We start from the raw sequence: 26,899 nt of genomic DNA, 5'->3' as shown, positions 1-26,899 counted from the left end.
AGCAACCCCAGCGGCAATCCTGCGCAAAATGTCAGACGTATTGACGAACGCCCCTCGCCTGGCGCAGACTGCGGGGACGGAACTTCGACACGAGGAGGTGCGGCCGTGACCGTGCACGACGGCTGGCAAGGCAGGTTCTACGAGGACTTCGTCGTCGGGGATGTGTACCGGCATCCGCTGGGGCGCACGATCAGCGAGGCCGACAACACCTGGTTCACGCTGCTCACGATGAACACCCACCCGGCGCATTTCGACGCCAACTACGCGTCGAAGACGCCGTTCGGCAAGATCCTCGTGAACTCCGGGCTCACCATCGCGATGCTCATCGGGCAGAGCGTCAGCGACATCAGCCAGCGCGCGATCGCGAACCTCTCGCTCACCAACGTGCAACTGACCCACCCGGTCTTCGTCGGCGACACGCTCTACGCCGAATCGATCTGCACGGGCAAGCGCGAGTCGGGTTCCCGTCCCTACGCGGGCCTGGTCAACGTGCACACCCGCGCGCTCAACGCCGACGGCGACGAATGCCTGTCCTTCGACCGCACGGCGTTGATCTACAAGCGTTCCGAGGCCAAGACGATCAACGCCTTCCCCGAAGCCAAGAGCGGCCCGCTGGAGCTGAAGAACGCATGAGCGACCGGCTTCCACTGGCAGATTTGAGAATTCTCGCCGTCGAGCAGTACGGCGCCGGCCCGTTCGGCTCGGTGCATCTGGCCGACCTCGGCGCCGAGGTGATCAAAATCGAGGACCCGCGCTTCGGCGGGGACGTCGGCAGGCACACCCCGCCCTATGCCGAGGACGGCGATTCGCTGTTCTTCGAGGCGTTCAACCGCAACAAGCGTTCGGTCGTGCTGGATCTGACCAACCCGAAGGGACGCGAGACGTTCGAGAAACTGGTCGCGGTCAGCGACGCGGTCTACTCGAACCTGCGCGGCGACGTGCCCGCGAAGATGCGCATCCGCTACGACGATCTCAAGCACATCAACCCGCGCATCGTGTGCTGTTCGCTGTCCGGCTACGGGATGACCGGTTCCCGCAGCGCGCAGCCCGGCTACGACTACATGCTGCAGGGGCTGGCCGGCTGGATGTCGGTGACCGGTGAACCGGACGGCCCGCCCACCAAATCGGGACTGTCCATGGTGGACTATTCCGGCGGGATCGTGGCGGCGCTGTCGATGATCTCGGCCATCCACGCGGCCCGCCGCGACGGTGTGGGCATGGACTGCGACGTGAGCCTGTACGACACCGCGATCGGCATGCTCACCTACCTCGCGACCTGGCACCTCAACGAGGGGTTCGAACCGGTGCGCACACACCATTCCGCGCATCCGAGCCTGGTGCCGTTCCAGAACTTCCCCACCGCCGACTCGTGGATCGTCATCGGCTGCGCGAAGCAGAAGTTCTGGGAACGGCTCGTCGAGGCACTCGGCTCGCCTGAGTGGGCGGCGGACGAACGCTTCGCCACCCCGGCCGCGCGGTACGCGAACTCGCCGGAGTGCGTCAAACTCCTCGAACTCGAACTCGCCCGCAAGACCACCGGGGAATGGTTGCCGCTACTGGAAAAGGCGGGCGTTCCGGTCGCTCCGATCAACACCGTGCCGCAGGCTCTGGCCGAACCGCACACCCACGACCGCGGCATGGTCGTGACCACCGAGCACCCCCGGTTCGGCACCGTGCTGCAGGTCGCGTCGCCGGTGCGCGCTGGCGCGCCGCGCGACGAGCACCGCCGCGCTCCCTTCCTCGGCGAGCACACCGAAACCATCCTGCACGACCTGCTCGGCACCGGCGCCGACGAGTTCGGCGAACTGCGCCGGGCCGGTGCCTTCGGCGCGAAGGAGAACGCGTAGTGGACTTCCAGCTGACTCCCGACCAGGCTCAGTTCCAGTCGGCACTGCGGGATTTCGTGGACAAGGAGATCGTGCCCGTCGCGAAGGACTGGGAACACGAAGGCCGCTACCCCACCGAAATCGTCGAGCAGATGAAGCAGCTCGGCCTGTTCGGGCTGATGATTCCCGAGGAGTACGGCGGCGCGGACGCCGACTTCACCTCCTTCACGCTGATGTTCGAGGAAATCGCACGTGGCTGGATGGGCATCGCGGGCATCCTCGGCAGCCATTCCCTGTCGTGCTGGATGCTCGCGCGGCACGGCACCGAGGAGCAGAAGCGCAAGTACCTGCCGGAACTGGCCACCGGCGCGCGCCGCACCGGGATCGCGCTCACCGAACCGGACGCGGGCACCGACCTGCAGGGCATCCGCACCACGGCCGAGCGTGACGGCGATTCGTACGTGATCAACGGCAGCAAGATGTGGATCACCAACGCGCGCTACGCCGATCCGCTGCCGGTGCTCGTCAAGACCGATCGCACGGTTTCCCCGGCGCACAAGGGAATGAGCGTGCTGCTGGTCGAGGCCGGCACGCCGGGATTCGAGGTCACCAAGGACATCCCGAAGCTCGGCTACAAGGGCACCGAGTCGTGCGAGGTCGTGTTCGACAACGTGCGCGTGCCCGCGGCCAACCTGCTCGGCGGTGTCGAAGGCCGCGGTATGCAACAGGTTCTGTCGGCACTGGAGGTCGGGCGGCTCAACATCGCCGGGCGCAGCCTCGGGATCGCGCAGCGCGCGTACGACGAGGCGCTGGCCTACGCCAAGGAGCGGCACGCGTTCGGCAAGCCGATCGCCGATTTCCAGGCGATCCAGATCAAGATCGCCGAGATGGCCACGCAACTGCAGGCCGCGCGGCTGCTGACCTACTGGGCCGCGACCCGGCTCGATCAGGGCGAGCGTTCGGACCTGCAGACCGGGATGGCCAAGCTGTTCTCCTCCGAGGTCGCGTTGCAGGCGGCGCAGGACTCGATGCGCGTGCACGGCGGGTACGGATACTCGGCGGAGTTCGAGATCGAGCGGCTGTACCGCGACTCGATCCTGATGACCATCGGTGAGGGCACCAGCGACATCATGCGCACGGTGATCGCGAAATCCCTCGTCGCCGGGAAGGGCAAGGTCGGCTGGTGATCGCGCGCAGCTGGCTGTTCTGTCCCGGCGAGCGCACCGACCGGCTCGCGAAGGCGGTCGGTGTGGCCGACGTCGCGGTGGCGGATCTGGAGGACGCCGTGCACGCCGAGCGCAAGGACGCGGCGCGCACGGCGGTCACGGAAGCGTTGCGGGCGGATCCGGCGGCCGCGCGCCGCACGTGGGTGCGCATCAACAACGACGGCGTGCACACCCGCGCCGACCTCGATGCCCTGGCCGGACTGGAATTCGCGGGAATCGTCGTGCCCAAGGCGTCGGCGGAGAGCATGCGCGAGGTCGCCGCGCGATCGTCGGTACCGTTGCTGGCACTGGTGGAAACCGCGGCCGGACTGTGGGACGCGGCGAAGATCGCGGCCGGGGAACGCGTGGTGACGGTGACGCTCGGCGAGTACGACCTCGCGGTGGAACTGGGTGTAGCACGTCCCGACGTGGACGACGAACCGCTGGCGTGGGCGCGTTCGCGAGTGGTCGCCGCCGCGGCGGCCGCGGGGTGCGCACCGCCGCCGGCGCCGGTGTCGTCCGTGATCGAGGACACCGGCCGGTACCGCGCGGACACGGGGCGGCTGGGACGGTTCGGCTTCTTCGGCCGGATGTGCATCCATCCGCGTCAGGTCGAGGTCGTGCACGAGGTGCTGCGCCCCGGCGACGAAGAAGTGGCGGCGGCGAGCTCCGTCGTCCGCGCGGCAGAAGACGCCGAACGCACCGGCGCGACCGTACTGATCGTCGACGGCCGTCTCGTGGACCCGCCGGTCGTCCACCACGCACACCGGATCCTGGCGCTGGCCGAGCGCGGTTGATCGTTACGCTTTCGGCGGAAGGCGCCGACGAACCGGGCCAGGAACCCGCCCCGCGACTGCCCACGGCGAAGGCTGTCGACGAGATCCTGACCCGGTGGTTCTCGCTACGGTTGGCGAACTAGACCTGCGCGCCGGGCAAGGGCCGGTGCGGATCGAGCTCCACGCCGCCGGCGCGCATCATGTCGTCGAGCAGGCGCCAGACCCATCTGGTCAGCAGCGCCGCCAGCTCGTCGCGGGTGAGCCCGGACGGGTTGGCCAGCCAGCGCGCCGCGGCGGACTCCACCAGGCCCACCACCCCGAACGCGATGGGTTCGGCCAGCCGCGCGTCGAGGCCGAACAACCGCAGGTAGTGGTCGAACAGCCCGGTCAGGTTCGTCGCGATCGTGGTCTTCACGTCGGCGATCGCGTCCTGCCCGGACAGTGAGTGCATGGTCAGGTAGCGGTAGAGGTTCTCGTTGTCGGCCAGCCAGCGGGTATGCGCCTCGACCCCGGCCTCGATCATCTGCATCGGCGTGCCGCGCGGGGTCCACACCGGCGCCAGCTCGGCGGTGATCAGCTCCCCCACCCTGGCCGCGATCGCGATCTGCAGGTCGGCGCCGTCCGCGAAGTACTTGTAGACCCGCGTGCGCGCGACGCCGGCCTCCTCGGCGATCTGCTCCGTGGACACCTCCGGCCCGTGCTGCGCGATCGCCCGCAACGCCGCCGCCACGAACTCACGGCGCCGGCGCTCGCGCTGACCGGCCCATCGCGCGGCGCGCCCATCCATTCGCCCAGGTGAGGAGGTCATCCACCCCACCTTATCGGGGGAGAACACGGACACAAATATAGCGGGTACACCATGTACCTGTTACCGTGAGTTCGGGTAAACACGAGGAGGTGCGGACCATGACCACGGCCGAGCGGACATCGCGGGAGCCGGACGTCTCCCGCCGCCTGCTGCAGTCAGCCGACACGCTGTCCTACGACCCGGCGACGGAGATCGACTGGGACGCGCCGCTGCCGGCAGGCGCCTACGGGCTGAACCCGGAGTGGAGCACGCTGTACGGCACGCCGCTGTGGGACGAGATGACCAAGGCGCAGCGCGTCACGCTCACCAGGCACGAGGTGTGCTCGATCATGAGCACCGGCATCTGGTTCGAGATGATCCTGCAGCAGATGATCCTGCGCGATCAGTACGCGCACGACCCCGCCGATCCCGAGTTCCGCTTCGCGCTGACCGAGATCGCCGACGAATGCCGTCACTCGATCATGTTCGCGCGGATCTGCGAGAAGCTCGACGTGCCCGCGTACTTCCCGCACCGCGCGATCCTGGAGGCCGCCCGCGTCTTCAAGGCGACCGCGCGCGGCGAGGTCGCCTACGGCGCGACGCTGGTAGCCGAAGAGGTCCTCGACGTGATGCAGCGCGACTGGATGCGTGGCGAGAACGTGCTCGACATCGTGCGCACCAGCTCCAAGATCCACGTGGTCGAGGAGTCGCGGCACATGACCTTCGCCCGGCACGAGATCCGTGCGCACATGGCGGGCATCAGCCCCCGCCGTCGCCGCCGCGCCGCCGTGCTGATCGCGCTCGTCGCGACGGTCATCGTGCGCAGCATGGTCAACCACGGCGTGTACCGCGCCGCGGGGCTCGACGTCGAGCGTGCCGTGCGGGAGGCCGCGCACAACCCGCATCGCGAGGCGATGCTGCGCAGCGCGTGCGCCGGGCTGATGGACTTCCTGTCGCAGGCGGGGCTGCTCACCCGGCCCGCGGTCGCGCTGTACCGCCGCGTGCACCTGATCTGACGCGAAGCCTGGCGAGAGGGGGAATCGCCGGTCATGCGCTCGCCGCCCCGCGGTCCAACGGCTGCCCGGGCGCAGGGGGCCCGGGCAGTACGTCGGGGCGGCGAGCGCTTGAACTCGCCGGTGCGCACTGCCAGGCATGGCGGATGAGATCTTCTGGGGGGACGCTTTCACCGGCCGCCGGCACCGTGGTGACCGCGCTGTCCGTGGCGGCGTGGATGTTCGCGGCGGGACACCTGGCATCCGGGATGTGCCGGTGCCCCGGCGGCGGTGGCCGCGATACTGCTGTTCGTGACGGCCTACTTCGGCGCCGACAGTCTCGTCACGGTGTTGCTCACGAATGGTTACGGCACAAGCCTTTCTCAGCCGGAATGGTCCAGAGCGTTCGCCGTGGCACTGGTGGCCTGGACCATCGCCGGAACCGGCGTCGGCCGCCGTGAACGCACCGAGCCTGTCGGCGGCGTACGGGACTTTCGCGGTTTTCCTCGCGGGAGCGGCATTCGCGGCGGCCCGGGTCGGGGCGCGGTGATCGTGGCCGGTGCGGCCATCGATGTCAGCCTCATGTCAGGGCCGTGACAGCGCCACCGGCGAACGTGGTCGCATCAAGCCGGCCACGGAAGGACACCCGATGACGCGCACCGCCTCGATCCCCCACGGTCTGCCCATGGATCGCGACGCAGGCCCCTTCGACCCGCCCACCGCGATCACCCGGCTGCGCGAGACCCGCCCGGTCAGCCCCATGATCTTCCCCGACGGGCACGAGGGCTGGCTCGTCACCGGCTACGACGCGGTGCGCCGGCTGATGACCGACACCCGCTTCAGCTCCCGCCAGGACATCGGCCCCATCCATGTGCCCTACGAGGTCCCCGGCATGCCCCCGGTCACCGAACCGTCGCCGCAGGTGCCGGGCCTGTTCATCAGCATGGACCCGCCGCACCACACCCGGCTGCGGCGCAAGCTCACCGGCGCCTTCACGGTCCGGCGCATGCAAGCCCTCGAAGAGCAGATCCTCGACATCACCGAGCGGCAACTGGACCGGCTGGCGAGCCTGACCCCGCCCGTCGATCTGGTCAGGGAGTTCGCGCTGCCGGTGCCGTCGCTGGTGATCTGCGAACTGCTCGGCGTCCCGTACGAGGACCGCGAGACCTTCCAGGTCAACTCCGCCACATTCCTCGTCAAGGACCAGGAACTCGGCGAGAAGATGGCCGCCTACGGCGCCATGACCACCTACCTGGCCGAACTGGTCGCCCGCAAGCGCGCCGAACCCGGCGAGGACATCCTGTCCGACCTGGCCCGCCACGACGACCTCAGCATCGAGGAGCTGACCGGCACCGCCTTCCTGCTGCTGCTCGCCGGCCACGAGACCACCGCGAACATGCTGGCGCTGGGCACTTTCGCGCTGCTGGAGCATCCCGCGCAACTGGCCGAACTGCGTGCCGATCCGCGGCTGCTGCCGGGCGCCGTCGAGGAACTCATGCGTTATCTGTCCGTTGTGGACATCATCTACCGCTACGCCACGGAGGACATCGAACTCGGCGGGGAAACGATCCGCGAGGGTTCGACCGTCGTCGTCTCGATACTGGCCGCCAACCGCGACCCCCGGCACGTCGAGCGCCCCGACACTCTGCACCCGCACCGCAGCGCCCGCACCCATCTGTCCTTCGGTCACGGTGTCCACCAGTGCCTCGGCCAGCAGCTGGCCCGCATCGAGATGCGCGCCGGTTTCGCGGGCCTGCTGCGCCGCTTTCCCTCGCTCGAACTGGCCGTCCCGGCCGCCGAGGTGAAACTGCGGACCGACATGAACATCTACGGCGTGCACGAACTGCCGCTCACCTGGACGACCAGTTGACATGCAAGTGACGACTTGCCTATCGTGGCGGACGTGGGTGACGTCTTCAAAGCCTTGGCCGATCCCACCCGCCGGACGATCCTCGACGAGCTGACCGACCGGAATGGACAGACGCTGTTCGAGATCTGCGCGCGGCTGAGCGGAAAGCACGGGCTCGCTTCGTCACGGCAGGCGATCTCGCAGCATCTCGACGTTCTCGAGGACGCGGGCCTGGTGGAGACCAGGCGCGACGGCCGGTACAAGTTCCACTACATCAACACCGAACCGCTCGAACCGATTGTGGCGCGGTGGCTCACCAAGAGGGGACCGACATGAGGATCAATCTGGCCAACGTGTTCGTCGACGACCTGGCGAAGGCGCAACGGTTCTACACCGACGTGCTGGGGTTCGTGACGAAGAACGACATCCCGCTGGGCGGCGGTGCCCGGTGGCTGACCGTGGTGTCCGCCGAGGACAAGGACGGCACCGAGCTGCTGCTCGAACCGAACGGGCACCCGGCGGCGAAAACGTTCCAGGAGGCGCTCGTCGCCGACGGCATCCCGTTCACGATGTTCTTCGTCGACGACGTCCACACCGAGTACGACCGCCTCCGCGAGCAGGGCGTGCGCTTCACCCAGGAGCCGGCGAACATGGGCACGGTGACCACCGCCGTGTTCGACGACACCTGCGGCAATCTGATCCAGATCGCCCACTACAACAGCTGAGGGCCGCGCGTCAGGCGTGCGTGTCGGGGTTCGGGCCGAGCCTGCCGTTGACCTCCAGCGACGCGATCCCGGCGATGTCGTGGGCGTCGAGTTCGAAGTCGAAGATGTCGATGTTCTCGCGGATACGCTGCGGGGTCACGGACTTCGGGATCGCGACGAGGCCCATCTCGATGTGCCAGCGCAGCACGATCTGTGCCGGGGTCTTGCCGTGCTTGCGCGCGATCGTCGTCAGCACCTCGTGGTCGAGCATCCGGCCGCGCGCCAGCGGGCTCCACGACTCGGTCACGATGCCGTGGTCGGTGTCGAACGCGCGCAGCGCGGCCTGCTGCAGGTTCGGGTGCAGCTCGATCTGGTTGACCGCGGGCACCACGTCGGTCTCGTCGAGCAGCCGCTCCAGGTGCGGCACCTGGAAGTTCGACACGCCGATCGCCCGTGCCCTGCCGTCGGCGTTGATCTTCTCCAGCGCCCGCCACGTGTCGACATAGAGATCACGGCTGGGCACCGGCCAATGGATCAAGTACAGGTCCACGTAGTCCAGGCCGAGCTGGTCGAGACTGTGGTCGAACGCACGCATCGCCGCGTCGTAGCCGTGGTCGGTGTTCCACAGCTTGGTGGTGATGAACAGCTCCGAACGCGGCAGGCCACTGGCCCGCACGGCCGCGCCCACACCCCGCTCGTTGCGGTACAGCGTGGCGGTGTCGATGGCGCGGTATCCCGCCTCGATCGCGGTGTGAATGGCCTGCCCGACCTCGTCATCGGCGATCTTGTACACGCCGAAGCCGAGCCGGGGCATTTCTACGTCGTTGGTGAGGCGAACGTTGGGGACCATGCCCAAACCATAACTTCACGCCATCGCGGGCAGCAGCACGGTCACCGACAGACCGCCTCCGACCACGGGTTCCGCCGTCACCCTGCCCTCGTGCGCCTCGACCGCGGCCCGCACGATCGACAGCCCCAGCCCGGCGCCGCCGCGGGCGGTGCGCGCGACCCCGGCCCGCCGGAACGGCTCGAACAGCTCGGCCACCGTCGCCGGGTCGATCAGCCCGCCCGAGGAGCGCACCCGCAAGGTCGCCCACTGCGGGCCCGGCCGGGTGAAGACCTCGATCCAGCCGCGTTCGACGTTGTGCCGGACCGCGTTCTCCAGCAGGTTGCCCGCGATGCGCTCCAGCAGTGCCGGATCCCCGCTCACCGGCGTGGGCGCCAGGTCGAACTTGGCTTCGATACCCCGCTGGTCGGCCTCGCCGCGGGCCGCCCGCCACGCGCTCTCGACCAGCATGGCCAGATCCGTGGGCTCCCGCATCGCCAGGCCCGCGCCGTCGGTGCGGGCGAGCAGCAGCAGCGAGCCGACCAGCTGGTTCGCGCGTTCGGTCGCCTCCCGCACGACGCCGCCCATCCGGCGCAGCTCCGCCGGATCGGCGTCCGGATCGGACAACGTCACGTCCAGTTCTGTTCTGATCACCGACAGTGGCGTGCGCAGCTCATGGCTGGCGTTGGCGACGAAATGCCGCTGCGCCTCGAACGCGGCCTGCAGCCGGTCCAGCATCGCGTCGAACGTGTGCGCCAGCTCCGCCAGCTCACCGCGCGCCTCGACCTCGCCGATGCGCTCCCCGAAGGACTCCACCGACAGCCGCCGCGCGGTGCCGGTGATGTCCCGCAGCGGCCGCAGCACGCGTGAGGTGAACGTCCACGCCAGGATCGCGGTGGCCACGACCACGCAGAGGAACGCGATCGACCCGGCCACCAGCACCTTCTCACGGGCGTGGTCGCGCAGGTGCGCGGCCAGCGCCGAGGCGTCGACGTCGACCCCGTCGACCCGCACCACCGAACCGGGCGGCATCTGTGGCACCGCCGCCACCGCGTCGCCGACCAGCATCCAGGCAAGCCACAACAACACGAGGCTCACCCCGGCCGCGAGGCCGGTGGCGAGCAGCGTGATCCGCGCGCGCAGGCTGCCGAACGGCATCGCGCGCCGGTTCACTCCTTCGCGGAACCGGTGCTCGGCACCCGGTATCCAGATCCCACCACGGTCTCGATGATCCCAGGCTCGCCCAGCTTCTTGCGCAGGGTCATGACGGTGACCCGGACGGTCGTGGTGAAGGGGTCGGCGTTCTCGTCCCACACCCGTTCCAGCAGCTCCTCGCTGCTGACCACCGCGCCCTTCGCGGCCAGCAGCACCTCCAGCACCCCGAACTCCTTGCGGGTCAGGTCGATGGGGCCGGTGGCGCGGCGCACGGTGCGACGGGCCGGGTCCAGCTCGACGTCGCCCGCGGTGAGCAGGGGCGGCGCGGCCGGGGTTGCGCGGCGGCCGAGCGCCCGCACGCGGGCGACCAGTTCGGGAAAGGCGAACGGCTTGGCGAGGTAGTCGTCCGCACCGAGGGACAGCCCCTCGACCCGGTCGTTCACCGTCCCGCTCGCGGTCAGCATCAGGACCCTGGTCAGCTCGCCCGAGGCGACGATCTCCTTGCACAGCTCGTCACCGGACATACCGGGCAGGTCGCGGTCCAGCAGCACCACGTCGTAGCGCGTGATGCTCGCCTTCTCGTGCCCGTCGTCACCGTTGAGCGCGATGTCCACGGCCATGCCTTCCCGGCGCAGCCCGCGAGCGATCGCGTCCGCGAGTGGTTCCTCGTCCTCGACTACCAGAATCCGCACGTCAATCACCGTGCCACATATTCCTGAGAAGCACCTGCGCCCGTTCTCAGACTCGTACAGTTACATACTTCCGGCCGTCGAAGCTCTCGACCTCGATGGCCGCCACGTTGTCCGGTGCGACCAACGCCGCGCCGCCGAGATGAGTTCCCGCACCCTCCCCCGCCGCCGGCACCAGCCAGCTTCCGGCCTCCTCGCGGGTACCGTCGCGACCCACCACGAACAACCGGCACTTCTCCCCCGCCGGGATGCCGGATACCGTCGCGTCCAGCCGCACCCAGCCCGCCGCCGGCCCGAGGACGACGCTCATGCTCGCCCCGGTCGCGGAGTCGGTGGCCGACAGCGCCGTGCCGGCCGGGGCCGCGGCATCGAGGGCGGTTGCCCGGCCCAGCACCACGCCGCCGCCGGCGAAGGCGGCGGCGACCGCGGCCGCCGCGACGCCGACTGCCAGACGGCGGCGCCGCGATCGCGCCGCGGCCTCGTGCCGCACCTGCCGCAGCACTCGCCGCAGCAGCAGTTCGCCGTCCTCCGGCGGGCCCTCCAGCAGGGCCTCGAGCGGGAGGTCGTCGAGCGCCGCGCGACTCATGCGCAGCTCCACCAGTTCGGCCTGGCAGCGCCCGCACGAGGCGAGGTGCCACTCCATCGCGCGTATCTCCTGCGGGTCCAGCGCCGCGAGCACGTAGGCACCGAGCGAGTAGGCATGGTCATCCACGCTCACGCACTCACCTCTTCGAGCGCGACCTGTCTCCCGCCGCCGAAAGCCTGTCGCATCGCCCGTAGCGCGTAGTACGACCTGGATTTGACCGTGCCCTGCGGAACCCCGAGGGTCGCCGCGGCCTCGGCGACGCTGCGGCCGCGGAAGTAGATCTGTGTCAGCACGTCCCGGTGTTCGGGGGACAGCTTGTCCAGTGCTTCCAGCACGATCATCGAGGTGACCACGGAGTCGGCGTGATCGGCCGCGACGGCCGTGGTGACCGGGGTTTCGGCCACCTCGGCCGGCCGGGCCGCTCTGGCGCGGTACCGGTCGGTGACGATGTTGCGGGTGACCGTGAGCAGCCAGCCACGCACCGACCCCTTGCCGTTGACGAGCGCGTCCGGATGCCGCCAGGCACGCACCAGGGTTTCCTGGACGACGTCCTCGGCGGCCGCGCGGTCGTTCATCAGCCGGGTCGCGTAGGCGAGCAGTGCCCGCCCGTGCTCCTCGTAGAGCGCACGGATCAGTGCTTCTTCAGCGACCGCCGCTCGGTTACGGGCCCAGGTCGAGGTTCTTTTCACTCGCTACACGTCCTGCCCCGGTTGATGCAGTTCACGACGCGGGTCATGATGCACTGCGACATCACGTTGGCGAAGTCGTCATGGTCGGAGCGCGGGTTGTGACTTTCTTCCGGGAAAGAGTCCACTTTGTACTGTCCGGCTAGCTGCACGTCCCGTGGCACGTTGTAGACCAGGCTGATTCGCAGCTGTGGTACCGCGACGAAACCGCGTGCGCACCGACCGTTCGCGCCGGGGAACACGATGTGGGTGCGGTGGTTGGCGCTGTCGATGTTCCTGCCGTCCCAGCAGCTCGGGAAATCGTGGATCCGCTCGACCTTGCTGCCCTCCGGGCAGATCGGGTATTTGTCGATGAGCCGGTCCTCGAAGCCGGTGCAGGTCCAGCTCGCCTTGGTGTTCGTGGTTCCGTTGACGCTCGGCTTCGCGTCGCCGTAGAGCACGCGCAGGAACTTCGGCATCGCCCGCACCCGGGTGACCGGACTGCCGCGGAAGGTCAGGCTCACGCTCTCCGGCCGCTGGATCTCACCGTCGTTGCCCGAGAGTTCGTTGTTCTCGTCCGGCCCCGGCAGTTGCGAGGCCGATGTCGAGGTGGCAGAGGCGGTTGTAGCGGTCGCGCTGGAGGAAGCGCTTTCTGCCGGGGAAGCCGTCGTAGGGGCACTGCCGGTGCTCGTCGCGGCGGCGCTGCTGGTGGTGCTTCGCCGACCGGCGCCCGGATCGCTGTTCTCGGCACCGTTGTCGATGCCACCGTGGTCACGATCCCGCACCGTGCAGCCGGACAGATCCCGCCGCTGGCGCTGCCCGGTCAGGCTGCCGATCCGGTCGAGGCCGCTCGTGCGCTTGTCTCGCAACGAGGTCAGCACCTCGTCGGTGTTCGCCGCGGTGGCCAGCCGCCGGTCGGCCTGCGTCTCCGCGGCCTCGATCGCGTTCAGCTCGTCGCCGACGGCCGCCATGGCGGCGTCGGGCACGTCGCCCAGTTCGCTGGCGATGTCCGGGCATTCGACACGCGGTCGCTGCGCCGAAGCCGCGGCCTGCGCGCGCTCGGCGTCGAGATCGTTCTGTGCCGGCGATTCCGGCGCGTTGCTCTCTCGCGCGTCCTCGCGGTCGATGCGCAGCACGGGCCAGTAGTAGGTCGACTTGTCGCCGTTCTTGCAGGTGGTGCCGCCGGCGTCGAGACTCTCGTCGGTCGAGTCGGCGTTGGTGGTCAGGTTCCCGACGTAGTCGTGCAGATGCTGGGCGCCGTTGCGGACTCCGGGCTGCGCGATGAAGTTGTCGGGGTTGAAGTGCCCGTTCTCGTTGCGGCCGCAGTCGACCGTGAAGGTGCCGGTGGAGGCACCGCTACCGGCGGCAGGTGCCCGCACGGTGGGCTGGACTGTGGTGATGTCGACGAAGAACGATTTGCCGACGGCGTCGGCGCTGGCGTCCTGCGTCTCGCCCGCCGTCGTGGCGATCGCGATACCGCCGAGCGCGAGCGCGAAACCGGACAGCGCCGTCGCGATCTTCGTTCTCCTGCCACTACGATGTCGGCCTTCATTTCGGGACATGGTTTTCCACACCTCGTTTGGTGAAGGGGTGACCGATGACTGACGGAGAAGGCCCCCGAGACCCGTCACCAAGAGATACGGACGAAACGGGTGAGGTAGTTCAAAATGCGATCTGCCCGTTATCTTGCCGTTATAATACCAGCTCAGCGCGGGATGGTCGCGAGCACGGCGCCGGTCTCGTCGCGGATTTCGAAGCGCGCGATGTCCGCGGAGGCCAGCGCGGTGCCGCCGGAGATGCGCAGCGGGTGCGCCGCATCGGCCGCGGGTGCGGCGCCGGGCACCGTCCAGGTGGTCACCGTCTGATCCGGCCCTGCCCATGGGACAGCGACCAGAGCGCACTGCCGGGGACCGCTCATCCCGCTCAGGATCAGATCGACCTGCGAACCCCAGCTAGTGGTCTGGACAATTACCTGCGCCTGCATGGCGCTGGACGCCTGCCCGCCCGCGAACAGGCTCGCCGAACCGGTCGTGGCCGGCGCGGACTGCGGCGGCTGGACACTCGCCAGGGCAGGCGGCGCGGCCTGAGCCGGGTCGCCCGCGGAATGGAAAGCCAATGCCAGCACAGGGCCCGCGACGATCAGCAGCAGCGCGGCGGCCGCGACGAGCCAGCCGATGCGGCGTTTCCGGTTGCGGCGCGCGGCGACCTCGTCGAGCAAGCCGTCCAGCGCGCGGGGCTGCGGAATCGGCGGATCCGGCCAGTATTTCCCGACTTCGGCGAGAATCTCGGGGATCTCGTACATCTCCAGCAGATCCAGCTGGCAGTGCGGGCAGTCGGACAGGTGCGCCTCGAACAAGGCCCGTTCGGCTTCGTCGAGCACGCCGAGGACGTAGGCGGCGACGTCTGTGTGCGTGACCCCCACCGCACGTCACCCCCGATCTCGTAACGCCCGCCGCAACGCGCGTACCGCATGGTAGATGCGGGATTTGACGGTACCGGGCGGAATCCCGAGCGTCTGCGCGACCTCGTTCACGGTTCGATCGCGGATGTAGGTCTGCAGCACGGCTTCCCGCTGCTCCGGGGACAGGTTGCGCAGCGCCTCGTAGACCACCATCGCGGCCAGCGTGCGATCCGATTCGTCCGGCACGCCGACGGTGTCCGCGTCGGCCTCTTCCACCTCCTGCGGCCTGGCCTTGCGACTGCGCCAGCCGTCGATGACGATCCGGCGCGCCACGGTGTAGAGCCACGCGCGCAGCATCTCGGGTTCCCGGTTGAGCTTGTCGGCGTTGCGCCAAGCCCGGATCAGCGTCTCCTGCACGACGTCCTCGGCCCACAGCCGGTCTCCCGCCGTCAGCGTGATCACGAAAGCGAGCAGCGGGCGGCCGTACTCCTGGTAGAGCGCGGCCGCCAGGTCGTCGCGGCCGGTGTCCGCTTCTGGCATGACGACGGTTCTCAAGGATCTGTTGTGGCTTCCCACGGGCGACATCCTGTCCTGGCACGGCATGTTCGTCCAGTGGCAAGAATGCGACAAGAATCTTTGAACCGTGTCCGTACCGTTATCGTATCCCCCGGCGAAGGCCCCGAAAAGCGCTGACCCCCGACAGCGTAAATTCCACTATGGACAGTTTTGTCCACAGTGGATCCATTGCGCCCTTGTACAGGGAATACCCGGTACAGGAGCGTCCGCCCTGGCCCCCGACAGGGAAGGAAACACCAGTTGACTCACCGTAATGCCAGAGCCATGATCCCGCTCGCCGCGGCCGGAATCGTGGTCACCGCCTCGACAGGCTGTGACTATTCGGGCACAACCGCGGCGAACAGTGTGCCGATAACGACAGATCATTCCGCCGCCGACGGCAAACCGGCGCTCAACGCCGTGCGCGCCTTCGATCTCGGCGAGCTCGTCGTCGACGGAGCCGGATACGCGCTCTACCGCTATGACGAAGACGCTACGATGCCACCGAAATCGGCCTGTGACACCACCTGCACGCGGCAGTGGAAACCCGTTCCCGGTGCGGCCGCGCAGAATCTGCACGGCGTCGAGCCGGCCCTCGTCGGCACCATGACCAGGGCCGATGGCACCGACCAGGTCACGCTGGCCGGCTGGCCCCTGTACCGCTGTGTCGCCGACGAGATGCCCGGCGAGACCGCGGGGCGGGGTATGGCCGGCGCGTGGTTTCCCGTCACGCCGCAAGGCGCGAAGGTCGTGACCGCGGCCGACCCCGGGCAGTCCGATGCGTTCGGCCTGTGACGGTGGAGCACGCCGGCTGGTCGCCCTGCTGACGGTGCTGGTGATGAGCCAGTTGGCCCTGCAAGGAACCGCCCGTGCGCAAGGCGTGACGCTCACCGATGCCGATCGCGATCTGCTCGTCCGCGTGCGTCAGGCGGGCCTGTGGGAAATGCCCGCGGGCGACTGGGCACGAACCCGCGCGGCCGACCCGCACGTCAAGGATGTCGGAATGACGCTGATGGTCGACCACGGACGGCTCGATGTCGCGGTGCGCGACATGGCCGCGCGTTTCGGCGTGCGACTGCCCGAGCAGCCCACCAAAGATCAGCAAAGCTGGCTGCGGGAAATGCGGGACGCGCCCTCGGCCTCGGATTTCGAGCGCGTGTTCGCCAACCGGCTGCGCGCCGCGCACGGCGTCGTCTTCGCCGTCATCGCCGGGGTTCGCGCCGGTACCCGCAACGACGAGATCCGCCAGTTCGCCGCCACCGCCAACCAGGTCGTGCTGCGGCACATCACGTTGCTGGAGAGCACCGGGCTCGTCGACTTCGGCCGGCTGCCGCAGCCCACGGTGTCCACCACGGCCACGACGTCGGCCGCGTCCGCGCTGAACCTCAGCGCGAAAGACGTCACCACGAGCGTCGTACTCGGGCTGCTGCTGTGCGGAGCGACGCTGCTGCTGCTGTGGCTGATCCGGCATTCCCTGCGAAAACGAAACCGACCAGGAGACAACGAAGATGCGACTGCGCGTCAGCCGGCCAGGCCACCGGCAACCTAGGAGGACGTCGTGATGTTCTCGACCGGCCTGTGGGCCTCGGCGATGCCGCTGGCCCAGTCCGCGTCCTCCGACGCGGGGTTGCGCAGCGTCGCGCAGTTCTCCGCGCGCCTTGCCTACGTGTTCATGTGCCTCACCCTGTGGTGGGGCGTGCTGACCGCGACGGGCTGGGTCCGCAACATCACCGGCCGCAAGGCGTTGCGGGGCGGGCACATGATGCTCGCCATGCTCACGCTCGCCTTCGGCGTCGTGCACGCGGCGGCGTTCGCGTTCCTGTCCAGCGACGCGTTCACGGTCATGCAGCTGACCGTGCCGATGACCTCGGGCACCCTGGCACGGCACGCGTTCGGCATCATCGGCACGGAGCTGATGATCGCCATCGCGATCACCGCGGTGATGCACCGCTTCACCACCTACCGGCGCTGGCTGTGGCTGCACCGGCTGGCCTATCTCGCGATCCCGTTGCTGGTGGTGCACTCGTTCTTCGGTGCGATCGCCAACGGGCATCTGGCGATGCTGTGGCTGGCGGGCATCACGCTGCTGGTGCCCACCATCACCCTGGCCGTGCTCCGCTTCCTGCCTGGACGGGTGCTGGAACGGATCGGGCTCGTCGAGGAGCTGGTGTGAAGGCCCTCGACCGTTTCCGTGGTCCGCGCGTCAGCGTGGACGACGACCGTTGTGAACTGTTCGGCACCTGTATGTGGGAGGCACCACGCGTGTTCCGGCTGGAGAAGGACGGGCGGCTGCGCTTCCGGCGGCAGCTGACCGAAGAAGATCTGGAGCAGGCCGCGGCCGCGGCCCGCTCGTGTCCGATGCAGGCCATCGTGCTGCGGGGTGTGACCGATGAGTGATGGAGACAGGATCGTCATCGTGGGCGCCGGGGTCGGCGGACTCCGCGCGGCGGAACGCTTGCGGGAGCTGGGTTTCGACGGCGAGGTCATCATCGTCGGCGACGAGCGCCGCAAGCCCTACCACCGGCCCATGGTGTCCAAGCAACTGATCACCGGCAACGTCCGGCCGCACGACATCGAGCTGAAGGCCTACACCGATCTCGACGTGCACTGGCGCCTGGGCACACGCGCCACGCATCTGGACACCAAACAGCGCGTCGTGCACCTGCCGGGGAAGGAGGAACTCTGGTACGACGGGCTGATCATCGCGACGGGCGTGGTGCCAAGGCATCTGCCCGGTTCACCGCGTCACGATCCGCGGGTACGTGTGCTGCGCACCGTCGAGGACGCGGTGTCGCTGCGCCGGGCGCTGATGGCGAGTACGAAACCCGCCGTGGTGATCGGCAGCGGGCTCATCGGCTGCGAGTTCGCGGCCAGCATGCGCACGCTCGGCCGTGACGTCACGCTCGTCGGGCACGCGAAGGCCCCGTTGTACCGGTTCGGCCCGCACGTCGCGGAGGCGGTGACCGAGACGCACCGCAAGCACCGGGCGGCGCTGGCGATGAACTCCGAGGTACGGCACTGGATCAGCACGAAGGAAGCGTTCGGCCTGCACCTGACCAACAACAAGCTCGTCGTCGCGAGCTGTGTCGTGCTGGCCATCGGCAGCGTGCCGGCGACGGACTGGTTGCGGGGTTCCGGGCTGATCGTCGACGACGGTGTGCTGTGCGAGCCGACGCTGTTCGCCGAGAACGGCGAGGACATCGTGTGCGTCGGCGATGTCGCGAAATGGCCGAACCTGCGTTTCGACGAGGTGCCGCGACGGGTCGAGCACTGGCTCAACGCCGTCGAGTCCGGCCGGGCCGCCGCCGAGAACCTCATGGCGGGGCGCGCGCTGGCCCGTCCCTTCACGCCGATGCCGAGGGCATGGTCGAGCATCTACGAGCACCGCTTGCAGATGGCGGGCATGCCCGCGCTCGGCGAGGACACCGTGCAGCTGGAAGACGGGGTGACCGGGTTCGTCAAGGGCGGGCAGCTGATCGGTGCCTGCACGTGGGACAAACCGCGCACGATGCTCAAATGGACCGAGGAACTCGAACGCACCTTGCCGGTGCCCGAGTACACGCCGGTCGCGGGGATCCCGGAGCAGGAAGCGGTGTTCAGCGACGAAGAGTGGATGGCCGTGGGCGCGGGAGGTCTGACGACATGACCGACCTTCCCGCGGTGAGCGCGGGCGAGTTGCTCAACGCCGTGCGCGGTCACCGCCTGGCCGAGATCAGGCGGAGCCGGGGTATCACCCAGCACCACCTCGCACAGCGCATGGGCGTGCCGCAGAACCAGGTGTACGAAATCGAACGCGGCTCGATCACGGGCCGCGAAGCACTGGCCCACTACGCGATCGCCCTGGGCGGCCGCCTCCGTGAGGCCATCCATTTCGACGACGGTGACATCGCCGTAGTGGACTGACCACGGCCGTGAGGGACCCCCTCGTGGTGCGATCGCGCCGCGAGGGGGTTCCTTTTTTGTGCCTCAGTCCCGGGGCGACTCGGCTGCCTCGTGTTGTGGATCGGGCAGGAGGCTGGACGCCCAGCCGGTGACCCGCAGCGCGACGTCCTGCGCGGTCAGGCCGAACCTGGCCAGCACCTCCTCGCGCGAACCGTGCGCGTGGAACCGTTGCGGCACCGCCAGATCCCGCAGCGGTACGTCGCACTCGGCGTCGCGCAGGACGGCCGCCAGTGCGGAGCCGAAGCCACCGTGCCTGCCACTGTCCTCGATCGTCACGACGAGCCGGTGCCGTTCGGCGAGCCCGACCAGCTCTCCCGGCACCGGCAGGATCCACCTCGGGTCCACGACCGTCACGCCGATGCCCTGATCCGCGAGCCGTTCCGCCGCCGCGAGGCCGAGCTTGGCGAACGCGCCGATCGCGACCAGCAGCACATCCGCACCCGCCCCCTCGGCGGGCTTGTGCAGCACGTCGACCACACCGGTCCGCTCGATCGCGGGAACCGACTCGACCACGCCGCCCTTCGAGTACCGCAGCGCCGTCGGCCCATCGGAGACGTCGATCGCCTCGCGAAGCTCCTCGCGCAACGTCCGCGCGTCTCGCGGCGCCGCGACCCGCATCCCGGGCACCAGGCCCAGCAGCGACAAGTCCCACATGCCGTGGTGACTCGGACCGTCGGGGCCGGTGATGCCGGCCCGGTCCAGCACCAGCGTGACCGGCTGGCGGTGCAGCGCGACGTCCATCAGCAGCTGGTCGAAGGCGCGGTTGAGGAACGTCGAGTACACCGCGACGACCGGATGCAAACCGCCCATCGCCAGGCCCGCCGCGGAGGTCAGCGCGTGCTGCTCGGCGATGCCCACGTCGAACCAGCGGTCCGGGAAGCGCTCGGCGAAGGTGTGCAGGCCGGTCGAGCGCAGCATCGCCGCGGTGATCGCGACGACGTCCTCACGCTCGGCACCGATCCTGACCAGCTCCTCGCCGAACACCGAGGTCCAGCTGCGGCCCTTCGGCTTGGGCAGACCGGTTTCCGGATCGATCGGGTCGGTCTGGTGCATCTGGTCGTTGCCGTCGTTGACCGCGGGCGGGTAGCCGTGCCCCTTCTCCGTGACGGCGTGCACGACGACCGGACCGCCGAACGCCTTCGCCGCCTGCAGCGCCCGCTCCAGGGCCACGAAGTCGTGCCCGTCGACCGGGCCGAGGTATTTCAGGCCGAGGTCGGAGAACATCATCTGCGGGCTCAGCGCGTCCTTGATGCCCGCCTTCGCCGCGTGCAGCGCCGCGTAGATCGGCTTGCCGACGACCGGGGTGTGCAGCAGCAGCTCGCGGCCACCGTCGAGCATCCGCTCGTAGCCGGGCTGCAGGCGCAGGGAGGCGAGGTGCTCGGCAAACCCGCCGATCGTGGGCGAGTAGGAACGGCCGTTGTCGTTGACCACGATGACCACGGGACGGCCGGGCTCGGCGGCGATGTTGTTCAGCGCCTCCCAGCACATGCCGCCGGTCAACGCGCCGTCCCCGACCACGGCGACAGTGTGCCGCCCGCCGCCCGCCAGCTCGAACGCCTTCGACAGACCGTCCACATAGGACAATGCCGTGGAGGCGTGGCTGTTCTCCACGAAGTCGTGCTCGCTCTCGGCGCGGATCGGGTAGCCCGCGACCCCGCCGGTCTGGCGCAGCAGCTCGAAGCCCTCGCGCCGGCCCGTCACGATCTTGTGCACATAGGCCTGGTGACCCACGTCCCACACGATCGCGTCCTTCGGCGAGTCGAAGACCCGGTGCAGCGCCAGCGTCAGCTCGACCACGCCGAGATTGGGGCCGAGGTGCCCACCGGAGCGGCGCACCTTGTCGATGAGAAAGTCCCGGATCTCCCCCGCGAGCTTCTCCAACTGGCCGTGCCCCATGCGTTTGAGGTCGGCTGGTCCGTGCACTGACTCCAGCAACGTCACTTTCCACCTCACCCTGTCGATCCTCGGACCGTCCGCACAGTCTACGGAGGGAGCAAAGCCCGGCGCTCGCCCGCGCCATGCGCATCACGCGGTAGAAACGTGAAGAGCTAACGGACTACGACATCAGCGTGTGAGTGAGGTCACGGGGAGTGGTGATGACTGAACTGTTCATCGGGGGCGAATGGGTGGCTGCGAAACACGGCCGGACGAGGCGGATCCAGTGCCCGGCCGACGGATCGGTCGTGGGCGAGGTCGCGGAGGCGACGCGCGAGGACACCGAGGCCGCGATCGCCGCCGCGCGCACCGCCTTCGATGCGGGCCCCTGGCCTTCGACCCCCGCCATGACGCGGGGCGATCTGCTGCTGCGGGTCGCGGACCTGCTCGAACGCGACAAGGCCGGCTACGCGCGGGCGGAATCGCTGGACACCGGCAAGCGGCTGGTGGAAAGCGAATACGACATCGCCGACGTGACCGCGTGCTTCCGCTACTTCGGCAAGCTCGCCGGGCAGGACGCCGGGCGCGTGGTCGACGCGGGCGGCCCGGACGCGTTCAGCCGGATCGTGTACGAGCCGGTCGGGGTGTGCGGGCTGATCACGCCGTGGAACTATCCGCTGCTGCAGACCGCGTGGAAGGTCGCGCCGGCGCTCGCCGCGGGGAACACGTTCGTGCTCAAGCCGAGCGAGCTGACCCCGCACACGGCGGTGATGCTGATGCGCACGCTCACCGAGGCCGGGTTGCCCGCCGGGGTCGGCAACCTCGTGCTGGGCGCGGGGCCGGAGGCCGGGGCACCGCTGTCGGAACATCCCGGCGTGGATCTGGTCTCGTTCACCGGCGGCCTCGCCACCGGCCGCGCGATCGCCGCGGCCGCGGCCGGGACGGTCAAGAAGGTCGCGCTGGAACTGGGTGGCAAGAACCCGAACGTGGTCTTCGCCGACGCCGACTTCGAGACCGCCGTGGACTACACGCTGACCGCGGTGTTCCTGCATTCGGGACAGGTGTGCTCGGCGGGCGCGCGGCTGATCGTGCAGGAGGAACTGCACGACGCGCTGGTGGACGAGGTGGTGCGCCGCGCCGCCGGCATCCGGCTGGGCGGTCCGTTCGATCCCCGGGCGCAGACCGGTCCGCTCATCTCTGCCGCGCATCTGGCGAAGGTCGAGCAGTACGTCGAGAAGGCGCTCGCCGAAGGCGCGGTCCTGCGCACCGGCGGCCGCCGCCCCGCGGAACCGGAACTGGCAGACGGGTACTTCTACCTGCCCACGGTGCTGGACAACGCGCCCACCGGCGGTTTCGCGGTGACGGAGGAGTCGTTCGGGCCGGTGCTGACGGTGGAGACCTTCCGCGACGAGGACGAGGCCGTCCGGCTGGCCAACGACACGCACTACGGCCTCGCGGGCGGGGTGTTCAGCTCCGACGCGTCCAGGGCGCAGCGCGTGGCGAACCGGCTCCGGCACGGCACGGTGTGGATCAACGACTATCACCCGTACCTGCCGCAGGCGGAGTGGGGCGGCTTCAAGCAGTCCGGTTTCGGCCGGGAACTCGGCCCGACCGGGCTGGCGGAGTACCAGGAGGCCAAGCACATCTACCAGAACCTGCGGCCGGGACCGTCGGGCTGGTTCAGCTCCTGATCTCGGCGCTCACGGCTGGTGCAACGTGACTCCCTCCGGCAGCGCCGCCGTGTGCAGGTGGGTGAGCAACGTCGCACGGAAGGCGCGCGCCGCGTGGGTCGGGGCGACGTCGGTGCGGTGCGCGAGCGCGATGGTGCGGCTGATCACGGGATCGCGCAGCGGTGCGGCGTGCAGCCCGGCCCGCCCGCCGACGACGATGCTCGGCACGATCGCCACGCCGAGCCCGATCTCCACGAACCGCAGCACGGCGTCCATCTCCCCGCCCTGCACGGCGAACCGTGGTTCGAAACCGGCCGCGCGGCACGCGTGCAGCGTCGTGTCGCGCAGGTCGTAGCCCTGCCGGAACATCACCAGCGGGCGGCCCCGCAGGTCGCGCAGCGCGACCGTCTCCCCCAGCGGTTCCGCCGACGCGACGACCAGCCGCTCCCGCAGGATCGGGGTCGTCGTCAGCGCGGCCTCTTCTCCCCGCTCGGGCGCGGTGAGCACGGCCAGGTCCAGCTCCCCGTGCGTGAGCGCGCGCACCAGATCCTTCGAGCCGCTCTCCTCCACCGACAGCTCCACACCCGGGTACTCCTCGTGAAACCGGTGCAGCACATCGGCGAACAGGCTCACGCACAGGCTCGGCGTCGCGCCCACCCGCACCCGCCCGCGCCGAAGCCCGACCAGCTCGGCGATCTCGAGGCGCGCCGTGTCCACATCGGAGGTGATGCGGCGCGCGATGGGCAGCAGCGCCTCCCCCGCCGCGGTGAGCGCGACGTTGCCGCGCGCCCGGCTGAACAACGGCGCGCCGAGCTCGTCCTCCAGCGCCCGGATCTGCTTGCTGAGTGAGGGCTGCGCCACATAGGCCTGCTCGGCGGCGCGCGTGAAATGCCGCGTGTCCGCCACGGCCAGGAAGTACAGGAGCTGCTGCAGCGTCATAGCCTCAGGCTATCGAGTCGAGCGTTTCCATGTATTGGACGCCTGATCACGGGCGAACTTAGCGTCGGTCCGTGGCTGTTCTCGATCCACCCCGGCTCCGGCGGCTCTGGTCGTCCACCGTCGGCAAGAAAGCCGTCATGGGCGTCACGGGGCTGCTGCTCCTGCTGTTCGTGACCGCGCACATGCTGTCCAACCTCAAGGCGTTCATCTCGCCGGCGAGCCTCGACCACTACGCGGCCTGGCTGCGCACGGTGCTCGACGGCGCGCTCGGGCACGGCGGTTTCCTCTGGATCGCGCGGATCGGGCTCGTCGTCTGCGTCGTGCTGCATGCGACCGCCGCCGTCCAGCTCGCCCGGCGTGCCCGCGCGGCCCGCCCCGTCCGCTACCGCCACCGCGCGCGCGTCCAGGGCGACTACGCGGCGCGCACGATGCGGTGGGGCGGGGTGATCCTGGCGTTGTTCGTCGTCTACCACCTGCTCGACCTCACGGCCGGGTACCTGAACCCCCACGGCGTGCAGGGTGACGTCTACAACAACGTCGTCGCCGACTTCCGGCTCTGGTACGTCACGCTGTTCTACGCGCTGGCGGTCGTGTCGCTCGGCTTCCACATCCGGCACGGGCTGTGGAGCGCCTTGCAGAGCCTCGGTGCCTCGGCCGCCGCACGCCGCGCCTGGCAGGCCACCGCCACCGGGTACGCCGTTTTCATCACCGCGGGCTACCTGTCCGTCCCGTTCGCCGTGCTGACCGGATTGCTGAGGTGAGCAGCTTGTATGACCAAGGAGCACCGGTCGCGGACACCCGCGCCCCGGATGTGCCGCTGGAGAACCGCTGGGAGGAAAGGAGATTCTCCGCACGGCTGGTGAATCCGGCGAACCGGCGCAAGCTGAGCGTGATCGTCGTGGGCACCGGGCTCGCGGGCGCATCCGCCGCCGCGACGCTCGGCGAGCTCGGGTACCAGGTGACCTCGTTCTGCTACCAGGACAGCCCGCGCCGCGCACACAGCATCGCCGCGCAGGGCGGGATCAACGCCGCCAAGAACTACGCCGGGGACGGCGACAGTGTCCACCGGTTGTTCTACGACACCGTCAAAGGGGGTGACTTCCGCGCCCGCGAGTCCAATGTGTACCGGCTCGCGGAGCTGAGCGTGCGGATCATCGACCAGGCCGTGGCTCAGGGTGTGCCGCTCGCCCGCGAGTACGGCGGGCTGCTCGACACGCGCTCCTTCGGTGGCGCGCAGGTGTCGCGGACGTTCTACGCGCGCGGGCAGACCGGGCAGCAGCTCCTGCTCGGCGCGTATCAGGCACTGGCACGGCAGATCCATGCCGGGCGCGTGCGGATGCACCCGAGGACCGAGATGCTGGACCTCGTGGTCGCCGGCGGGCGGGCGCGTGGCGTGGTCGTGCGCGATCTGCTGACCGGCGAGGTCTCGACCCATCTCGCCGACGCCGTCGTGCTCGCGACCGGCGGCTACGGCAACGTGTTCCACCTGTCCACCAACGCGAAGGGCTGCAACACGACCGCGATCTGGCGTGCGCACCGGCGGGGCGCGTTGTTCGCGAACCCGTGCTTCACGCAGATCCATCCGACGTGCATTCCCGTCAGCGGCGACCACCAGTCGAAGCTGACGCTGATGAGCGAGTCGCTGCGCAACGACGGCCGGGTATGGGTTCCGGTGCGAGCACACGATTCCCGTGCGCCGCAGGAGATTCCCGAGGACGAGCGCGATTTCTTCCTCGAACGGCTCTATCCCTCGTTCGGCAATCTCGTGCCGCGTGATATCGCGTCGCGGGCGGTGAAGGCGGTCTGCGATGCCGGCCGCGGCGTCGGTCCGACCGGCCTCGGCGTGTACCTGGATTTCGCGGACGCGCTGGAACGACTCGGGCGCGACGGGGTCGAAGCCAAGTACGGCAACCTGTTCACGATGTACGAGCGGATCACCGGCGAGGATCCGTATCGCGTACCGATGCGCATCTTCCCGGCCGTGCACTACACGATGGGCGGGCTGTGGGTGGACTACGACCTGCGCAGCACGATTCCGGGGCTGTTCGTGATCGGCGAGGCGAACTTCTCCGACCACGGCGCGAACCGGCTCGGCGCGAGCGCGCTCATGCAGGGGCTGGCCGACGGCTACTTCGTGCTGCCCACGACCATTGGCGACTATCTGGCCGATGGTCCTTTTGAGACGGTCGGTCAGGACGTGGTGGCGGAGGCCGAGTCCGGCGTGCGAGCTCGGGTGTCGCGGCTGCTCGCCGTTCAGGGCGACCGCACGGCGGAGGATTTCCACCGCGAGCTGGGGCGCCTGCTGTGGGATCACTGCGGGATGGCGCGGACCGAGGAGAGCCTGCGCAAGGCGCTGGAGCAGATTCCGTTGCTGCGGAACGAGTTCTGGCAGCGGATACGCGTTCCCGGGCAGGGCGCGGAGCTCAATCAGGCGCTGGAGAAGGCCGGGCGCGTCGCCGATTTCCTGGAACTGGCCGAGCTGATGTGCATCGACGCGTTGCACCGCACGGAGTCCTGTGGCGGGCATTTCCGGGAGGAGTGCCAGACCGCGGACGGCGACGCCCTGCGCGACGACGAGCGGTTCTCGTATGTCGCGGCGTGGGAGTACACCGGCGGGAGGCCGGTCCTGCACCGGGAACAGCTGAATTTCGACCGGGTCACCCCGAGCCAGCGGAGCTACAAGTGAAACTCGTTCTGAAGATCTGGCGTCAGCGCGACGCGGCCGATCGCGGGCGGCTGGTCACCTACCGGCTGGAGGATCTGTCACCGGACATGTCGTTCCTCGAGGCGCTGGATGTGCTCAACGAACGGCTGACCGCCGACGGGGAGGACCCGGTGGCGTTCGATCACGACTGCCGCGAAGGAATTTGCGGCGCGTGCGGCGTGATGATCAACGGTGTCGCACACGGCCCCCAGCGTGCGACGACGGCGTGTCAGCTGCATTTGCGGCATTTCGCCGACGGGCAGGTGCTGACCGTGGAGCCGTGGCGGGCGCGGCCGTTTCCCGTGGTCAAGGACCTCGTGGTCGATCGCGGGGCGTTGGACCGGGTGATCGAGGCGGGCGGGTACATCACCGCGCCGACCGGTGCCGCCCCGGACGCCCACGCGACGCCCGTGCCGAAGCCGGATGCCGACTCGGCCTTCGAGGCCGCGGCGTGCATCGGCTGCGGCGCGTGCGTGGCGGCCTGCCCGAACGGCTCGGCGATGCTGTTCACCGCGGCGAAGGCCACGCATCTCGGCCTGTTGCCGCAAGGCCAGCCGGAACGGTACTCGCGCGCGGCGGACATGGTCGCCGAACACGACGCACTGGGCTTCGGCGGCTGCACCAACGCGGGCGAGTGCACGACGGTGTGCCCCAAGGAGATCCCGCTGAGCACGATCGCGCGCCTGAACCACGACGTCCTGAGCGGTTCGCTTCGCCCGGCGGGGTGAGGTGGGGCGGCGATGTGGGGTTGGG

Annotated in this window: 30 protein-coding genes; 19 read left to right on the top strand and 11 right to left on the bottom strand. The window is 69.3% G+C overall.

From position 1 onward, the window contains the following. Positions 1 to 105: 105 nt before the first annotated feature. From HFP15_RS28775 to HFP15_RS28760, 4 genes are read left to right on the top strand one after another with little or no spacing between them, the layout of a single operon-like run. Positions 106 to 633, top strand: coding sequence for a MaoC family dehydratase (locus HFP15_RS28775; RefSeq protein ID WP_168519901.1), 528 nt, complete (start codon positions 106 to 108; stop codon positions 631 to 633). Next, positions 630 to 1,847, top strand: coding sequence for a CaiB/BaiF CoA transferase family protein (locus HFP15_RS28770; RefSeq protein WP_168519900.1), 1,218 nt, complete (start codon positions 630 to 632; stop codon positions 1,845 to 1,847). The genes HFP15_RS28775 and HFP15_RS28770 overlap by 4 nt, the downstream gene beginning before the upstream one ends. Continuing rightward, positions 1,847 to 3,013, top strand: a complete 1,167-nt coding sequence (locus HFP15_RS28765; RefSeq protein WP_168519899.1) for an acyl-CoA dehydrogenase family protein — start codon at positions 1,847 to 1,849, stop codon at positions 3,011 to 3,013. The genes HFP15_RS28770 and HFP15_RS28765 overlap by 1 nt, the downstream gene beginning before the upstream one ends. Beyond that, positions 3,010 to 3,828, top strand: coding sequence for an HpcH/HpaI aldolase/citrate lyase family protein (locus HFP15_RS28760; protein WP_168519898.1), 819 nt, complete (start codon positions 3,010 to 3,012; stop codon positions 3,826 to 3,828). The genes HFP15_RS28765 and HFP15_RS28760 overlap by 4 nt, the downstream gene beginning before the upstream one ends. 118 nt (positions 3,829 to 3,946) lie before the next feature. Here HFP15_RS28760 and HFP15_RS28755 read toward each other — a convergent pair whose 3' ends face one another. Next, positions 3,947 to 4,615 (bottom strand): TetR/AcrR family transcriptional regulator, encoded by a 669-nt coding sequence (locus HFP15_RS28755; protein ID WP_168519897.1) that lies wholly within the window; start codon positions 4,613 to 4,615, stop codon positions 3,947 to 3,949. Positions 4,616 to 4,713: 98 nt separating this feature from the next. Between HFP15_RS28755 and HFP15_RS28750 the strand changes: the two genes are divergently transcribed. From HFP15_RS28750 to HFP15_RS28730, 5 genes are all read left to right on the top strand, one after another. After that, positions 4,714 to 5,610, top strand: coding sequence for an AurF N-oxygenase family protein (locus HFP15_RS28750; protein ID WP_168519896.1), 897 nt, complete (start codon positions 4,714 to 4,716; stop codon positions 5,608 to 5,610). Positions 5,611 to 5,877: 267 nt separating this feature from the next. After that, on the top strand, positions 5,878 to 6,183 hold the full coding sequence (locus HFP15_RS28745) for a hypothetical protein (RefSeq protein WP_210718004.1): 306 nt from the start codon (positions 5,878 to 5,880) through the stop codon (positions 6,181 to 6,183). Between the two features lie 52 nt (positions 6,184 to 6,235). Continuing rightward, positions 6,236 to 7,456 (top strand): cytochrome P450, encoded by a 1,221-nt coding sequence (locus tag HFP15_RS28740; RefSeq protein ID WP_168519894.1) that lies wholly within the window; start codon positions 6,236 to 6,238, stop codon positions 7,454 to 7,456. Between the two features lie 33 nt (positions 7,457 to 7,489). After that, complete coding sequence (locus HFP15_RS28735) at positions 7,490 to 7,771, top strand: ArsR/SmtB family transcription factor (protein WP_168519893.1); 282 nt, start codon at positions 7,490 to 7,492, stop codon at positions 7,769 to 7,771. Continuing rightward, positions 7,768 to 8,160, top strand: coding sequence for a VOC family protein (locus tag HFP15_RS28730; RefSeq protein ID WP_168519892.1), 393 nt, complete (start codon positions 7,768 to 7,770; stop codon positions 8,158 to 8,160). Before HFP15_RS28735 ends, HFP15_RS28730 begins: the two co-directional genes overlap by 4 nt. 10 nt (positions 8,161 to 8,170) lie before the next feature. Here HFP15_RS28730 and HFP15_RS28725 read toward each other — a convergent pair whose 3' ends face one another. The 8 genes from HFP15_RS28725 to HFP15_RS28690 form a co-directional block, all read right to left on the bottom strand. Then, on the bottom strand, positions 8,171 to 8,989 hold the full coding sequence (locus HFP15_RS28725) for an aldo/keto reductase (protein WP_168519891.1): 819 nt from the start codon (positions 8,987 to 8,989) through the stop codon (positions 8,171 to 8,173). Positions 8,990 to 9,004: 15 nt separating this feature from the next. Then, entirely contained in the window at positions 9,005 to 10,123 is a 1,119-nt protein-coding gene (locus HFP15_RS28720) for a sensor histidine kinase (RefSeq protein ID WP_168519890.1), read from the bottom strand. 11 nt (positions 10,124 to 10,134) lie between these two features. Further along, positions 10,135 to 10,812 (bottom strand): response regulator transcription factor, encoded by a 678-nt coding sequence (locus HFP15_RS28715; protein WP_168519889.1) that lies wholly within the window; start codon positions 10,810 to 10,812, stop codon positions 10,135 to 10,137. A gap of 46 nt (positions 10,813 to 10,858) precedes the next feature. Then, positions 10,859 to 11,527 (bottom strand): anti-sigma factor family protein, encoded by a 669-nt coding sequence (locus HFP15_RS28710; protein WP_168519888.1) that lies wholly within the window; start codon positions 11,525 to 11,527, stop codon positions 10,859 to 10,861. Beyond that, a complete protein-coding gene (locus tag HFP15_RS28705; RefSeq protein WP_168519887.1) occupies positions 11,524 to 12,084 on the bottom strand; it encodes a sigma-70 family RNA polymerase sigma factor in 561 nt (186 codons plus the stop codon). The genes HFP15_RS28710 and HFP15_RS28705 overlap by 4 nt, the downstream gene beginning before the upstream one ends. After that, positions 12,081 to 13,622 carry a DUF1996 domain-containing protein gene (locus HFP15_RS28700; RefSeq protein WP_168519886.1) on the bottom strand — a complete coding sequence of 514 codons (1,542 nt, stop codon included), beginning with the start codon at positions 13,620 to 13,622 and terminating at the stop codon, positions 12,081 to 12,083. The genes HFP15_RS28705 and HFP15_RS28700 overlap by 4 nt, the downstream gene beginning before the upstream one ends. Before the next feature lie 143 nt (positions 13,623 to 13,765). Beyond that, the gene (locus tag HFP15_RS28695; RefSeq protein WP_168519885.1) at positions 13,766 to 14,482 is read right to left on the bottom strand and encodes an anti-sigma factor family protein; all 717 of its coding nucleotides are present in this window, start codon (positions 14,480 to 14,482) and stop codon (positions 13,766 to 13,768) included. 6 nt (positions 14,483 to 14,488) lie between these two features. Continuing rightward, on the bottom strand, positions 14,489 to 15,001 hold the full coding sequence (locus HFP15_RS28690; RefSeq protein WP_246272118.1) for a sigma-70 family RNA polymerase sigma factor: 513 nt from the start codon (positions 14,999 to 15,001) through the stop codon (positions 14,489 to 14,491). A 276-nt stretch (positions 15,002 to 15,277) separates the two neighbouring features. On the opposite strand from HFP15_RS28690, the gene HFP15_RS28685 reads away from it, so the two are divergent. From HFP15_RS28685 to HFP15_RS28660, 6 genes are read left to right on the top strand one after another with little or no spacing between them, the layout of a single operon-like run. Then, positions 15,278 to 15,811: a hypothetical protein gene (locus HFP15_RS28685; RefSeq protein ID WP_246272117.1), complete on the top strand. Its 534-nt coding sequence runs from the start codon at positions 15,278 to 15,280 to the stop codon at positions 15,809 to 15,811. Positions 15,812 to 15,854: 43 nt separating this feature from the next. Continuing rightward, a complete protein-coding gene (locus HFP15_RS28680; RefSeq protein ID WP_168519883.1) occupies positions 15,855 to 16,565 on the top strand; it encodes a DUF4142 domain-containing protein in 711 nt (236 codons plus the stop codon). A 12-nt stretch (positions 16,566 to 16,577) separates the two neighbouring features. After that, the gene (locus tag HFP15_RS28675) at positions 16,578 to 17,189 is read left to right on the top strand and encodes a ferric reductase-like transmembrane domain-containing protein (protein ID WP_210718014.1); all 612 of its coding nucleotides are present in this window, start codon (positions 16,578 to 16,580) and stop codon (positions 17,187 to 17,189) included. Next, positions 17,186 to 17,413 (top strand): ferredoxin, encoded by a 228-nt coding sequence (locus HFP15_RS28670; protein WP_312871794.1) that lies wholly within the window; start codon positions 17,186 to 17,188, stop codon positions 17,411 to 17,413. The genes HFP15_RS28675 and HFP15_RS28670 overlap by 4 nt, the downstream gene beginning before the upstream one ends. After that, positions 17,406 to 18,662: an NAD(P)/FAD-dependent oxidoreductase gene (locus HFP15_RS28665; protein ID WP_168519882.1), complete on the top strand. Its 1,257-nt coding sequence runs from the start codon at positions 17,406 to 17,408 to the stop codon at positions 18,660 to 18,662. The genes HFP15_RS28670 and HFP15_RS28665 overlap by 8 nt, the downstream gene beginning before the upstream one ends. Next, positions 18,659 to 18,919: a helix-turn-helix domain-containing protein gene (locus tag HFP15_RS28660; protein WP_168519881.1), complete on the top strand. Its 261-nt coding sequence runs from the start codon at positions 18,659 to 18,661 to the stop codon at positions 18,917 to 18,919. Before HFP15_RS28665 ends, HFP15_RS28660 begins: the two co-directional genes overlap by 4 nt. 63 nt (positions 18,920 to 18,982) lie before the next feature. On the opposite strand, the gene dxs is transcribed toward HFP15_RS28660, so the two are convergent. Continuing rightward, a complete protein-coding gene (gene dxs / locus HFP15_RS28655; protein WP_168519943.1) occupies positions 18,983 to 20,899 on the bottom strand; it encodes a 1-deoxy-D-xylulose-5-phosphate synthase in 1,917 nt (638 codons plus the stop codon). A 155-nt stretch (positions 20,900 to 21,054) separates the two neighbouring features. Here dxs and HFP15_RS28650 point away from each other — a divergent pair, with 155 nt between their 5' ends. Beyond that, entirely contained in the window at positions 21,055 to 22,524 is a 1,470-nt protein-coding gene (locus HFP15_RS28650; RefSeq protein ID WP_168519880.1) for an aldehyde dehydrogenase family protein, read from the top strand. Positions 22,525 to 22,533: 9 nt separating this feature from the next. On the opposite strand, the gene HFP15_RS28645 is transcribed toward HFP15_RS28650, so the two are convergent. After that, complete coding sequence (locus tag HFP15_RS28645; RefSeq protein ID WP_168519879.1) at positions 22,534 to 23,442, bottom strand: LysR family transcriptional regulator; 909 nt, start codon at positions 23,440 to 23,442, stop codon at positions 22,534 to 22,536. A gap of 71 nt (positions 23,443 to 23,513) precedes the next feature. Here HFP15_RS28645 and HFP15_RS28640 point away from each other — a divergent pair, with 71 nt between their 5' ends. From HFP15_RS28640 to HFP15_RS28630, 3 genes are read left to right on the top strand one after another with little or no spacing between them, the layout of a single operon-like run. Continuing rightward, a complete protein-coding gene (locus HFP15_RS28640) occupies positions 23,514 to 24,203 on the top strand; it encodes a succinate dehydrogenase cytochrome b subunit (protein ID WP_168519878.1) in 690 nt (229 codons plus the stop codon). 5 nt (positions 24,204 to 24,208) lie between these two features. Beyond that, positions 24,209 to 26,128 carry a fumarate reductase/succinate dehydrogenase flavoprotein subunit gene (locus tag HFP15_RS28635; protein ID WP_210718001.1) on the top strand — a complete coding sequence of 640 codons (1,920 nt, stop codon included), beginning with the start codon at positions 24,209 to 24,211 and terminating at the stop codon, positions 26,126 to 26,128. Then, on the top strand, positions 26,125 to 26,874 hold the full coding sequence (locus tag HFP15_RS28630) for a succinate dehydrogenase/fumarate reductase iron-sulfur subunit (protein WP_168519876.1): 750 nt from the start codon (positions 26,125 to 26,127) through the stop codon (positions 26,872 to 26,874). Before HFP15_RS28635 ends, HFP15_RS28630 begins: the two co-directional genes overlap by 4 nt. Positions 26,875 to 26,899: the final 25 nt, after the last annotated feature.

The organism is Amycolatopsis acididurans (genome assembly GCF_012328925.1).
Lineage (GTDB): Bacteria > Actinomycetota > Actinomycetes > Mycobacteriales > Pseudonocardiaceae > Amycolatopsis_E > Amycolatopsis_E acididurans.
Note: the sequence above shows the minus strand (reverse complement) of the source record. Positions and strands in the feature narration are given on the sequence as shown.

Coding starts and splice junctions, on each gene's coding strand:
- HFP15_RS28720 (WP_168519890.1), bottom strand. CDS start 10,123: ATGCCGTTCGGCAGCCTGCGCGCGCGGATCACGCTGCTCGCCACCGGC.
- HFP15_RS28700 (WP_168519886.1), bottom strand. CDS start 13,622: ATGTCCCGAAATGAAGGCCGACATCGTAGTGGCAGGAGAACGAAGATC.
- HFP15_RS28725 (WP_168519891.1), bottom strand. CDS start 8,989: ATGGTCCCCAACGTTCGCCTCACCAACGACGTAGAAATGCCCCGGCTC.
- HFP15_RS28665 (WP_168519882.1), top strand. CDS start 17,406: ATGAGTGATGGAGACAGGATCGTCATCGTGGGCGCCGGGGTCGGCGGA.
- HFP15_RS28690 (WP_246272118.1), bottom strand. CDS start 15,001: ATGCCAGAAGCGGACACCGGCCGCGACGACCTGGCGGCCGCGCTCTAC.
- HFP15_RS28650 (WP_168519880.1), top strand. CDS start 21,055: ATGACTGAACTGTTCATCGGGGGCGAATGGGTGGCTGCGAAACACGGC.
- HFP15_RS28750 (WP_168519896.1), top strand. CDS start 4,714: ATGACCACGGCCGAGCGGACATCGCGGGAGCCGGACGTCTCCCGCCGC.
- HFP15_RS28770 (WP_168519900.1), top strand. CDS start 630: ATGAGCGACCGGCTTCCACTGGCAGATTTGAGAATTCTCGCCGTCGAG.
- HFP15_RS28740 (WP_168519894.1), top strand. CDS start 6,236: ATGACGCGCACCGCCTCGATCCCCCACGGTCTGCCCATGGATCGCGAC.
- HFP15_RS28680 (WP_168519883.1), top strand. CDS start 15,855: ATGAGCCAGTTGGCCCTGCAAGGAACCGCCCGTGCGCAAGGCGTGACG.
- HFP15_RS28660 (WP_168519881.1), top strand. CDS start 18,659: ATGACCGACCTTCCCGCGGTGAGCGCGGGCGAGTTGCTCAACGCCGTG.
- HFP15_RS28755 (WP_168519897.1), bottom strand. CDS start 4,615: ATGACCTCCTCACCTGGGCGAATGGATGGGCGCGCCGCGCGATGGGCC.
- HFP15_RS28645 (WP_168519879.1), bottom strand. CDS start 23,442: ATGACGCTGCAGCAGCTCCTGTACTTCCTGGCCGTGGCGGACACGCGG.
- HFP15_RS28730 (WP_168519892.1), top strand. CDS start 7,768: ATGAGGATCAATCTGGCCAACGTGTTCGTCGACGACCTGGCGAAGGCG.
- HFP15_RS28675 (WP_210718014.1), top strand. CDS start 16,578: ATGTTCTCGACCGGCCTGTGGGCCTCGGCGATGCCGCTGGCCCAGTCC.